This window comes from Bacteroides sp. 2_2_4, from assembly GCF_000157055.1.
GTDB lineage: Bacteria > Bacteroidota > Bacteroidia > Bacteroidales > Bacteroidaceae > Bacteroides > Bacteroides ovatus.
Window position 1 is genome coordinate 109,409 of record NZ_EQ973360.1, and the last position, 13,125, is coordinate 122,533.

The 13,125-nt window shown below is 40.6% G+C and carries 6 protein-coding genes; 1 reads left to right on the forward strand and 5 read right to left on the reverse strand.

Going from position 1 to position 13,125, the window contains the following annotated elements; all coding sequences use genetic code 11:
• Positions 1 to 42: 42 nt before the first annotated feature.
• Genes BSCG_RS14190 through BSCG_RS14175 form a run of 4 tightly spaced genes read right to left on the reverse strand, consistent with a single transcriptional unit; the run spans position 43 to position 7,748 of the window.
• Entirely contained in the window at positions 43 to 1,029 is a 987-nt protein-coding gene (locus tag BSCG_RS14190; protein WP_032849547.1) for a DUF4973 domain-containing protein, read from the reverse strand.
• 19 nt (positions 1,030 to 1,048) lie between these two features.
• On the reverse strand, positions 1,049 to 3,154 hold the full coding sequence (locus tag BSCG_RS14185) for a RagB/SusD family nutrient uptake outer membrane protein (protein WP_008776040.1): 2,106 nt from the start codon (positions 3,152 to 3,154) through the stop codon (positions 1,049 to 1,051).
• A 13-nt stretch (positions 3,155 to 3,167) separates the two neighbouring features.
• Complete coding sequence (locus tag BSCG_RS14180) at positions 3,168 to 6,335, reverse strand: SusC/RagA family TonB-linked outer membrane protein (protein WP_032849527.1); 3,168 nt, start codon at positions 6,333 to 6,335, stop codon at positions 3,168 to 3,170.
• An 18-nt stretch (positions 6,336 to 6,353) separates the two neighbouring features.
• Positions 6,354 to 7,748: an IPT/TIG domain-containing protein gene (locus BSCG_RS14175; RefSeq protein ID WP_008776042.1), complete on the reverse strand. Its 1,395-nt coding sequence runs from the start codon at positions 7,746 to 7,748 to the stop codon at positions 6,354 to 6,356.
• 187 nt (positions 7,749 to 7,935) lie between these two features.
• Here BSCG_RS14175 and BSCG_RS14170 point away from each other — a divergent pair, with 187 nt between their 5' ends.
• A complete protein-coding gene (locus BSCG_RS14170) occupies positions 7,936 to 9,039 on the forward strand; it encodes a family 43 glycosylhydrolase (protein WP_008776043.1) in 1,104 nt (367 codons plus the stop codon).
• Between the two features lie 3 nt (positions 9,040 to 9,042).
• On the opposite strand, the gene BSCG_RS14165 is transcribed toward BSCG_RS14170, so the two are convergent.
• Complete coding sequence (locus tag BSCG_RS14165) at positions 9,043 to 13,026, reverse strand: two-component regulator propeller domain-containing protein (RefSeq protein ID WP_008776044.1); 3,984 nt, start codon at positions 13,024 to 13,026, stop codon at positions 9,043 to 9,045.
• Between the last annotated feature and the right edge of the window lie 99 nt (positions 13,027 to 13,125).

Genomic DNA, 13,125 nt, shown 5'->3' on the forward strand with positions numbered 1-13,125 from the left:
TAATATAATCCATTTATACATATCACTCCGACTTACAAATTATTACCATTCGATTGCTTGATCTTCATCCGGAATCTGAATATTAATTTTACGTTCCATATTCACAGTCCCTTCAACTACATATCTTATAGGAGTACCAGGAACAGATGTGACATCATCAAATTCATATTTAAATCCTTCTATAGTAATCGTTTTATGTTTTAGATATGGCAACGAAACGTCCATTTTTTCCGCCAATTTCCAAGTTGGATTTTTTATCGGATTGAAATGAATGTCCGGATCAGGTGCAGAAAGCGTAACCGTCCCGTCATCGTTAAACCTGAAGATTATCTTATACTTTCCACGTTCCAGTTCTTCTTCATTCATCAAGCCTGCATAGAAGAAAACAGAATGTTCGTCCACTACAAATGCCGTACGCGTATTAGTAGTCATTTTAGTCCCCGAATCAGTAAAACCAACTTCCATTGTGGTTGTTGAATAAATACCGGAATAATCATTAAAAGGAACAACACGCAACAATGCTTTCTTGTAGTTCTTTCTAGGATGAGGAGTATAACTGCCGATAGGACTTTCTCTAATCGTAAGCGGCAATACCCACTTATCTACCAAGTCTATCCCACCTAATTTAAAATTGACATTCAACAATCCCACACAATCATCTGCCGGAATTACCACATTCATGTTCTCCACCTCATAATAATCGGAGGTAAGCTCCTTATAATATAGATCTGTCCGATTGTGAAAATACTCCCAATTGATACTTTTCAACGTGTCCGAGTCTATCGCTATCTGCACTTCTGTATCGTGCCCGGGCAATGTAGAGCCACTCATAATAACCGGCAGTTGATAAGTCACCGCACCATTCAGCTTGTATTTCACATAAATATCAGTTACACCTCTCGCATAATCCATCGGTGCCTTAAACGAAACATAATGCTCATATTGTTCATCGGTCCATTCTTCATTACAAGCCGTGCAAAACAAAGCCATCAACACGGCAAATAACAGATTATATATTTTTTCTTTCATATTCATTGTCATATAAAGATTAATCATAATAAGTCCATCCCGGGTTTTGCGTCAGACGCTTGTTACGTTGCAACTGTTCATGACTAAATGGCCAGAAATAGCTTTTCTCCACAAAGCGAACAGGCAATGACATAATAGCCACAGGTGTATGGAATAGATCTTTATGACCGTCATCCATCAGCATATTACATCCGTAAATCAACGTTTCTTCCTCTAAAGGAGCGTCTATCTTCCAGCGTCTCAAATCATAATAACGATGATTCTCGCCCATCAACTCAATCTGACGTTCGCGTTTCAGCTTCTTTCGGAAAACATCCTGATTCTGATATTCTGTAGGTGAATAATCAGGAACACCGGCCCGAATACGAACAGGCTGAATACCTTTCTTCATCTCTTCCACATCACGTCTAACTGTATAGGTGATACTTCCATCCCAAGAAGGGATGTCGTAGCTTGCTCCCTCTCCCAATTCATTCAACGCTTCGGCATAAATCAATAAAATTTCTGCATAACGAATAGCCGGTTCTGCTTTTTGTCTGTACAAAAGCTCATTCTGATATTTGGCATCATAAGGATTCACATATTTCTTGATGCCGATACCTGTAAATATACGATTACCACCATTATATCCTTCTGAAGTCCCTCGATAGTACCAAACTTGCTGATTAGGCTGGGTAGCTCCTTGCTTGTTACCTAATGAAGTCATATTCCATACACTGCCATTAAAACCAACTGACGCATAGAAACGAGGCTCACGGTTAGCATATTGCAAAGACACACCTGCACGCAGCGGTTTGTAACGACCGGCATCCACATCATCAGAAGTCACGTAACCGGTTAGCCGGCTGCTTCCATCTCCTCTTCCAATCTCTTTATCCTTACCCGGACAATCCGTACCATCATTCATATAATACGCGTCACACTGCTTTTGAGTCATTCCGTGAACACCCCAACCTCCGGCCAGTGTAGGCAATTGGTGAAGCACCATATTTGCAATAGCATCCGGTGAAGTGATTCCTCCTGATGAATTATCAACAGTTATATTATCCACACGCGAAAAAATCAACTCCGGATTTTCATAAGCAGAGAGTTCGCCATTGAAGACGGAACGATATGACTCAAACGGATCAATGTCCGCATATCCGTATGGCCAGTTGTTTTCCGAGAAATTTCTATCCTTAAACGGTTCTATTGTTTCCGGATAATCTTCGGTTCCGCTTGTAATGCGGCTCTTTACATACAATTGGTAGCGATGACCATCATTATTTCCCGGTAATTCCATTACGTCTCGGGCGGCAGCGGCAGCTTTAGCCCATTTCGATTCATCGTATTCAGCAGCAAGAAGTCTGTTACCTTTGTCGTCTACCATTTGCTGCGCATAAGAGTCAGTATTGCCATTCATTAGCGGACTGGCGGCATACAAGAGGACTTTAGCACGAGCAGCCAAAGCAGCACCCCGGGTGGGACGTGCGATGTTGTTGGTTCCACGTTCCAACGGAAGATCTTGTGCCGCTTTCACCAATTCGGAAGTGATGTATTCCACACACTCATCGTAGGTGTTGCGCGGACGAGCCAAGCCATCATAGTCCTGCATATAGTTTTCACCTTCATCAGGAATCAAAGGGATTGGACCGTATTTGCGTAACAGCAACCAATAGTAATAGGCGCGGACAAAACGTGCCTGTGCCGCATAATCAGCCCGTTCTTCGTCTGTGAGTTGTTGGTTCATGTGGATATTATTCAAGAAAACACAGGCCTTGTTGATTCCTAAATAACTCGCTTTATAAGAATCCTGATACCAATTTTCATTGTATTCCACATTTCTGAAAAAAGAATAATAACTACCATTAGTATATTTACCATTTCCCTCATTATTCCAATCCGCCCAATAAATGTCATCGGCAAAATTCGTAGGCACGCTCTCTTTTCCACCCACATCTTGATTTTGGCCTCGCAAATAAGAATAAGTATTGGAAAGCCACGCATCCGTATAATCCTTATCAGTAAATACTTTTTCAATTGTCAAGCGGTCTTTGAAATTGGAATCTACCTCCAAATAATCACTACATGCCGTCAAACAGCCAGCAGCAAAAAACGTGATAACCATATTATATAACCATTTCATATCTTTCATTTTGTTATAAGTTAACATTTAATCCCACAGTGACAGACTTGGCCAACGGATAGGTTGCACCATTACTGCTGTTCATTTCCGGATCCCACATCTTGAACTTCGACCACGTAATCAGATTGGTGCCAATCATGTAGATACGAATGTTGTTGAAGTGGATTCTATTTACGATCTTTTTGGGCAGTGTGTAGCCCACTTCCAGCGTTTTCAAACGCAGATAAGACCCATTGCGCAACCAGTAAGATGAGTTGCGGTTGTTGTTGTCGTTGTAGCCATAGCTCAAGCGAGGATATTTGGCATGCGGATTTTCCGTAGCTATTGTGCCCGATTCTTCTTTTGAAATCCAACGTCCGTCTATTACTTCCTGATAAAAATTACCCCGGTTGCCACTAGCAAAAGGACGCACCCCCTCTCCATCAATAAAGAAAGAAGACTTCCCGGCTCCTTGGAAATGGACATTCACATCCAAACCTTTCCACTGTGCGGAGACACCTATACCATATACCAAGTTGGGTACAGTAGTAGCCCCCACAGCCACTTGATCTTGGTCGTCGATGATACCATCGCCATTGACATCCTTATACTTGATGTCGCCCGGCATATAATTGCCAAAAGTCTGTTTAGGGCTATTACGGATGTCATCGTAATCCTTGAACAAGCCCAATGCAATAAGTCCCTTAGCCTGGTTGACACGGTAGCCACGCTCCATCCTATAAGGATAAATGTTCTCTTGTTCATCTTTTTCCTTCACTTCGTTCTTTGAGAGCGTGGCATTAGCACGTGCAGTCAAAAGCACTTTGCCAATCTGTTGCTTGTAGGTCATGTTACCGTCGACACCTTTAGAGAATACTGCGCCCACATTAGCTCTCGGATTGGTCATCCCGCCCTCAATACCGGCGGTAGCAGGCAAGAAATTACGATACATAAAGATGCCTTTACGCTTTTCCTGGAAATAATCCACAGTCAGCATGAATTTGTCATCAAAGATGCTCATGTCCAAACCTACATCATGTTTGGTGGCGATCTCCCAAGTCACACCCGGGTTAGCATACGATGTATAGCGCAAACCTTGAAAAAGAGTAGTACCAAGACTTCCATAGCCATAATCCGCCCAGTTATATCCTCCAAACGCAGAATAATATCCGTTATTATCTCCCCAAATATTAGCAGGGGCACCTCCATAACCTATTGTGTAGAGATAAGGGAAACGTATCTGTACACCATTGGGCTCATACATTTTATCGTTGCCTACTTTACCCCACGAATAGCGCACTTTAAACATATTCATCCACTTCAGGTTCTTCTTGACAAAGGGTTCTTCGGCGATGTTCCAGGCAGTCGAATAGGCGGGAAAGAAACCAAACTGATGACCAGAAGCAAAGTTTTCTGAACCAGTATAGCCAAAGTTAAAGTTCAAGAAATAACGATAGTTCCAGTTGTAGGCAATACGACCGGCCAACCCTTGATGACGGAAAGGAAGCGAATTGACGATTTCTTTACCGATTTCCTGTGTTCTCACTTTGGAGTCTTGCGAGTATTTCAATGTTCCGTTCAGCATATGCCCCTTGAAATTGCGGGCATACTGAAGTTCCGCTTCAAAATATTCTTTGCGCTCTCCACTATTGCCTGAAGTCTGATCCATCACCTGCTCTTTCTTTTGGCGGGTGAAGTTGATGGAACCGTCATCCTTTCTATAACGGTCAGCACTCCATAACTCAGGACATTTGAAACGGCGGATATAATTGTAGTTATCTGTATCAAAGCCGAAACGTCCCACAAAATTCAATCCTTTGGTGATGAAGTCCAATTTTTGATTCAAAGTGACGTTGGTCTGAATATTGTTCCACCACTGTTCGTTGTATCCACATTGAGTAGATGCCACCCAAGGATTAAGGTTACCATCCGCATCAGTTGGCACGTAACCGTTGGAATACATTTTGGGCATACTAGTGGGAGTCTGAAACAACAGACTGGTCCAAATTTGATCCGAAGTCAAGCCCGATTCGTTCATCTTCTTCAACGCACCACCGATACCCACCTGCAAAAGGGTAGTCTTGGTTATATTGATATCCGCATTCATACGATAGTTCCAACGTTTGGCGTTACTGTTGGTGTTATAGTCTTTCAAAGATTTGTCCACCTTATACATACCGCCTTCATCGAGATAACTGGCAGAAACGAAATAGCGTGCATTCTGTCCACCACCACTCAAATTCAACGAGGCACGATAACTCATAGCGCCTTTCTTCAGCAATTCGTCCATCCAGTCTACATTGGGTAGCAAGTCGGGGTCGAGACCCTGTTTCAAGATTTTCAGCTCGTTGCCGGTGTAGATAGGATCGAGATTGCGCGTACGGCGTGCCTCGTTCGCCATATAGGCGTAGGTAATGCCATCCACAAAGTCAGGCGTAAAAGTACGGGTGTTGTACATGGTCTCTACCTTGGCATCAATGGTAATTTTGTCTACCTTACCACGGCGAGTGGTAATCAATACCACACCGTTAGCACCGCGCGAACCGTAAATGGCAGTTTCGGAAGCATCTTTCAACACGGTGAACGATTCAATATCTTCGTAGTTCAGTTCATTCATGTCACGTTCAAATCCGTCCACCAAAACTAATGCACCTGCCCCGGCCCCAAAGGTAGAGATACCGCGAATCCAAAATTCAGAAACATTCTTTCCCGGCTGACCAGTAGTCTGACGGGCTATCACACCCGCTACGTTTCCTGCCAGTGAGTTGGAAATGCTACCCGAAGGTGACGCCTTCAACCGGTCTACATTGACGGTAGTAACTGCACCCGTCACTGTCAACTTCTTCTGTGCACCGGTAGCAGTGATGACTACCTCATCCAAGGCTGTCTCCTTATTCTCTTTCATCACCACATTGACAGTATGTTCCTCTTTCACTAAAATCTCTTGAGTCTCATAACCGATGTAGGAGAACACCAAGCGGTTGTAGGGTTGCATCTTAATGGTATATTTTCCATCAATATTAGTGATAGCACCTAATCCCGGCACATTCTTTACCGTCACATTAGCACCAATCAACGGTTCATTATTGGCATCGGTCACTACACCGGACACCACAATTTGTTTTTGGTTATTCTGCTGGGCAGTTATTCCTAACATAAAACAATATAGAAAAGCTATGATAGCCCATAGTTTTTGTTTCATAATTTACAGGATATTTTATTATTCAACAATAATCTGACGAATACGGTGGTTATACTGATCACCTATATAAAAGATTTTATTTTCTTCATCGAATGCAATACTGTGCGGACCATTGAACCGAACTTCCTTAAGCAAATCACCGTCCACATAGCCCCAATGGTTACCATCCATGGCCGTGCTTCCACGACCGGCATAGCGGATAACTTCAGCTGTAGGAGTGACCCGCCATATCAAATCACCCGGATGTGTGCCCCATAACTCTCCGTCAGCTACATAAAAGTCATATATGTCCTCCTTATGTTGATTCGCATATTCCTCATTTTTCACAAAAGCTCCTTGCCACAAAACTCCCATATTAGCATTGGTTCCTACCCCTTCTCTATGCCCCCAATTCCAGTTTCCCGCAAAAACAGAGGGAGCTTCCAACTGATTGGTTTCTTTATCAAACTTAGATTTTAAAATAGTACCTTCACGCGGCCGAAGGATATAGGCAAAGTCGCCCGACGGATGAAAATAAGGATATACCCATATCCAAGATCCTCCTACCGTAAACATTTGTTCCACCTCTCCCGTTGATATACTATACTGATAAACGCCACCATCAGATTCTTGAGTAAAGTATATATCACCAGTTTTTGGATGGGTAATTGCCGCAATAATATGATTACGACCAGAAAGAAGTACATGTGGCTTCTTAAATTCTTCTTTTCTCAAAAGCATAACAATAGAAATCGGAGCTGCTTCCCAATCTGCCCAGTTATTCACAAATAGAGTATCACCGGTCAGACTCCAACTCAAAGTACGCGGACTCGTTATATTCATCTGCCCCACCGTTATAACAGTAGACATTTTTTTCGCTTCCACATCTATCAAACGGATACTATTCGCCTCTTCAATCATATAAATATGGTTCGGATTTTGAGGATCAATACTTAACCAAGCCGGGCAATTCAAGCCACATTCGTCGAACGAACCGTCTTTTACTTCATAACGTCCAGTCTCGTCTACATAGCCACACAATGTAGTAACCTGTGTATTCGAGATATAAGTAAATCGATCGTTAGCCATAGCGGTCTGATCACCAATAGAAATCTCGATAGTTCCCTTATTCGAATTACGAGGAACCATACAATATAGACATTCATTGTTGCAACCCACCACTTTTGTATCCACACCTCCTAATTTCAAGTGAATCAAAGAGGGGTCATCTCCGAAATTTTTTCCATAGATAAGGAGTTGCGTGCGCGAAGTAACTTCTTGAGGTTCAAAACCCACAATTTCAATAGGCAAATCGTTATTAAAAGATTGCTCTTTCTTCTTTTCATCGTCTTTACAGCCAATGAAGCACCCAAGCAAAGTAAATAAACAAAATGCCTTAACAACATTCATTCTTTTTCCTTTCCTGTTCATCATAATAATAAATTTAGTTAATATAAGATTTAATAGCCAATGGTTCCAAAGGTTTGTTGATTACAAATATAGAAAGGAGGGTATTAATTATAGGCTAATTCCTAACTAACAAACAATAAAAACTAATCAAACAGCTCCAGAATTAAATAATTTGTGCTTTCTTTGCAAGTATCTTAGCAAAGAAAGCACTATGAAATTTCAAAATTGCTTATTTTTAATATTGCTTATTGTTTGTCTATCATGCCAAAGCAAAAAGACTGATAAACAAACAGGCATTGACTCTACACTTTTCTATACAAATCCTGTCATAGGTGGAGGATCCGAACCATGGGCCATCTTTCATGAAGGAAAATATTACTATACTCAAAGTTTAGCAGACTGTATCATATTATGGGAAACTGACGATATTACACAACTGGCAGAAGCAGCAAAAAAAAACGTATATTCGCCCCAAAATGGCTCGGGTATATCTCATCTTTGGGGACCAGAGATACACTATATGGACAATAAATGGTATATCTATTGCGCTGCTGATGATGGTAATATAGACAATCGTCAGATATATGTGCTAGAAAATGAATCTCCCGATCCCATGAAAGGAGAGTTTGTCATGAAAGGAAGAATATCGACCGACAAAAATAATAACTTGGCTATTCATGCTAATCCTTTCGAGCATAATGGCAAACGTTATCTAATCTGGTGCGGATGGGAAACCAGAAGAATTTATCAAGAAACCCAATGTATCTATATCGCTGAAATGAAAAATCCATGGACACTAGCCTCAGACCGTATATTAATATCCAAACCTGAATACGAATGGGAATGTCAATGGATCAGTGTAGATGGCAATAAAACCGGTTATCCTATTCATGTGAATGAAGCTCCACAATTTTTCCGTTCCAAAAACAAAGACAAATTATTAATATATTACTCTGCAAGCGGTAACTGGACACCTTATTATTGTGTAGGGTTATTAACAGCTGATGCTAACAGCGATCTTCTCAACCCGAATTCATGGAAGAAATCTCTGGAACCTGTATTCAAACAAGCACCAGAGAATCATGTGTATGGCCCCGGTAGCCTGTGTTTCATACCTTCACCCGACAAGAAAGAATGGTATATACTTTACCACGCTCGAAACGCCCTTCGTGACATGTTCGTTTTGGACGGTCGGACAACACGCATACAAAAGATAGAATGGGATGAAAATGGAATTCCTATTTTAGGAATCCCCCAAAAGGAAAGCACCCTGCTTCAAAAGCCGTCTGGCACCCCCACGAGTGATAGGAACTAGCTGTTATCCTTTATAATCTTTCGGTAATACCCCAAACTTTTCTTTAAAACACTTTGCAAAATACGAAGAAGTAGTAAACCCTAACTGTTCGGCAACTTCAGCTATTCGTATACCACTCATGATTAGTTCAGTCGACTTATTCAACCGAAAGTTCTTTATATAATCATGAGGCGGCATACCAGACAGAGCCTTTATCTTCCGGGAAAAATTAGAACGACTCATATTCATCTGCTCTGCTAACAAATCTATCGAGCAACTCTCATCAGCAAGCAGTTCCGACAAAATCGTATTTACCCTCTCTATAAATTCTACATCTTTTTGTGAAAGAGCAAAATCCGCCAATGAAGAAGTCGGACTTCCAGAAAGATTAATCATCAACTTATGGAAGGCCAGTCGCAGTTTTAATAAGTTTTCGATTTGTTTATGGAGCTGCTTAATAGAGAATGGTTTCTCAATATATGCATCAGCACCATTTTCAAAACCTTCCGCTTTTGAATCTAACGTTGTCTTCGCTGTCAACAAGATAACGGGAATATGAGAGTAAACTAGATCTGATTTTATATAGTTGCATAGTTCAAGACCATTCATTTCGGGCATCATAATATCACTTACAATGACATCAATACTCTCACGTGAAAGTATTTCCAGTGCTTCTTTTCCATTGCAGGCAGAAAAAACTTTAAACCAATCACTTAGAGATTCTCTGGTCAAATTTAATAACTCGACATTATCTTCCACCAACAAAACAATGAATCTCTTATTTCCAAACTCCGAATCCGGCATTTTTTTTCCTTCCACATCTATCATCTGCATTTCAGCAAATTCATTCGGAATACTTTCCGTTACTACTGTTTCCAACGGCAAAGACAATATAAATGAGGAACCACCTTCCATCCTATTTTCTAATGATAAAGTTCCATGATGAGCTTCTGCCAAAGATTTGGCAAATGCCAAACCAATCCCTGTACCTGTAGACGTTGCCACCGGATCATCCGGCAATTGATAAAAAGCCTGAAATATCTTATTTTGCTGACCTTCAGGGACTCCGGGGCCATCATCACTCACTATTATATTTACCCTATCGCCCAATAATATTAGCCGCATCTCGACTTGAGATTTTGCATATTTAATAGCATTTCCTACCAAGTTTACCAAAATTTTACTAACTTTCTCCGAATCAATCATCATACTAATTTCTTCAGGAGGTAAACTAAGACAGATTGTTAACCCTTGCAAATCTGCAGAACCATTAAACTGATTGAATATATCACTCACCAACGCATTAATACTACACTCCTTCATGCTAAGTTGCAATGCCCCACTCTCCATCTTCTGAAAATCAAGTAACTGATTCGTTATTCCCAACAGATAATTTACATTCTTATCCATCACCGAAAGGTATTTTTCTTTTCTTTCTTCTTTTTCCTCTTCCCTCAACTTTTCCAGAGGGAGCCGAATCAGACTAAGAGGAGTACGTATTTCATGTACCAGATTGATAAAAAAATTGATTTTCGATTTATACATCTCTTTTTCCTTGGCAACCTGATAATCCTCCATACGACGTTTATATTTACGCTTGACATAGAGATTCCAACGCCAACCAATATAGCAAGCTGTACACAGAAATAATAGTATATACATAAAATAAGCGACACTAGTCCGCCACCAGGGCGGAGTTATCACAATCCATAAGGAAGCCGCTTTCTCATTCCAGTGATGGTCATTGTTAGAGCCACAAACTAAAAACTCATATTCCCCAGCTGGAAGATTGGTGTATGAGGCCGTATTATTAGATGAATGTATCCACTCCTTATCAATACCTTTCAACATATAAGTATAACGATTTCTGTGTGGATCTTCATAACTAAGTGCTACAAAACGTACTGTAAAACTATTATTTGTATAGGGTAATTGGATCTTATCTGCTTTATAGAAGGGCTTATCTAAACGAAGCAGCCGTTTCACTTCTTGTTCATCTGTCAAATAAGGGAAACTAATATCAGTAACATAAACAGGGGGAAGATAGGTATTATCCGTAAACTGCCCCGGTTCAAATACATTGAAACCATTGATTCCTCCAAAATAGAACTTCCCTGTGGACGATCTCAATGAAGACTGTGCGGTAAACTGATTACCTTGCAAACCATCATTTACGGTAAATAAATGAAAGTTCTTTTGAGACACGGGATTAATGCGGCATAATCCGGCATTACAGGAAATCCAAAAATCACCGGTCCGATCCTGTTCTATAGAGAAAATTACCTTATTAGGCAACAATGTATTTTCCGGGTCGAAGTCAATGAAAGTCTCCGTATCTTTGGAGAATGAGCATAATCCTCCTCCATTGGTTCCAAACCACATTGTTCCTTTCATATCTTCAAACAATGTAATCACAGAATTACTGGTAATAGTTGTTGTATCTTCACGTATATGTTCAAAATGTTCCCAACGATCGTTCACTGTATTATAACGAAAGACACCACTATTTGAGGTCGCAACCCAAAGACTATTGTACATATCCTCATAAATATCAGTTACAGAAGCCATAGAGCCGACATGAATGATTGTCACAAAATTATCCAATTGCGAATTGTAACGACATAACCCCCAACTTGTTCCAACAAAAACATCTCCTTTTCGGTCTTTAAAGAGACTCAAGACATCATTACTACAAATTGTATAGGGAATATCGCGAGAATGGACATAACTCTTTACTGCTCCAGTTTTCAGGTTTAGCACATGCAACCCTTCCGCATAGGTTCCTATCCAAAGGCGGTCGCCATCTAGCAGCAAGCTACGAATGTCATATCTCGCATCCACATTCTTTAAAGTATACTCCGAAAGTGAATGAATTTGTGTATTGAAAAAACATAACCCGTTCCGGGTTCCCACCCAGATATTTCCATTCTGGTCTTCACAAAGAGGGCCGATCTCCCTGCCAAGCTCTAATGTACCTGATAATGAGATAAGGGAATAGTAATCAAAACGCTTCAATTGCTTAGTCATGTAACTCACTCCGCCGGAGTTAGTCATCACCCAAAGTGTACCTTCGGCATCCCACATCATTGCATTAACAGTTGGATCGCCCAATGCCCGCAAGCCAAAGGGAGAATCGCCTCTACGAAATGTTTTAAGGTCGCGATTGAACAGATACAGTCCATTATCCGTACCAACTAACAATTCTTTTTCGTTATAATCCATCAAACAGAGAATAGCACCGAAATTCTGTGCAGACGCATCATAAATTTTCAAATCCGGGCTTCCTTCCTGATAACAACCTAATAAATTAGTACCTACGCCAAACCATATTTCATTCTTAATACTATAGAGACAATTGATTCTCTGACTGCCTATGTTTGAATCTGACAGAACCGGATAATTTTGCAGAAAGGTTCCCTTCTCATCAAAACAAAATAGTCCTTCCTGCATTGAAGAAACATAAATACGGGAATCTGCACTCTGACAGATATCCCAAACAAAAGAAGTATGAATACTATTCTGTGTCAGCACACCTGTCACTGGTTCATAAATAAACACACCTTGCCCCAACGTAGCAATCCAAATCAAACCGCTTTGAGTTTTTATGATTTTCTTCACCTCACTACTGACAAATACGCCATACCGTGTTGTTTCATTAAAATAAGAAAAGCGGTCAGTAGAACGGTCATAGATATAAAGTCCCGAATTTGTTCCTACCCAGATATTTTCCCCTTCTTCCAAAAGGGAACTGACGAAATTATTACCCAAAGAATATTTATTATTCAAAGCATTCCGATACACCCTGTTGCCACAACCATCATAACAATTCAGTCCATCACTTGTGCCAATCCACAAAAAGCCATAGCTATCTTGAATCGAACACCAAGTCGTATTGTGCGAAAGTCCGTCTTCCACCTGATACCTTTTAAAAGAGAAATCAGTAGAAGCGAATATGGCTTCAAAATTGAAAACGATTATACAGATAAAGGCTGTAACCTGTTTTTTCATATAAATAAGAAGTAAAAAGATTAATCCAGATCAAGTCTACCGCCGATTCAGTCAAAACCCCGAACTTATTTTATCTTTACTCGGACAGCAGATTTAACA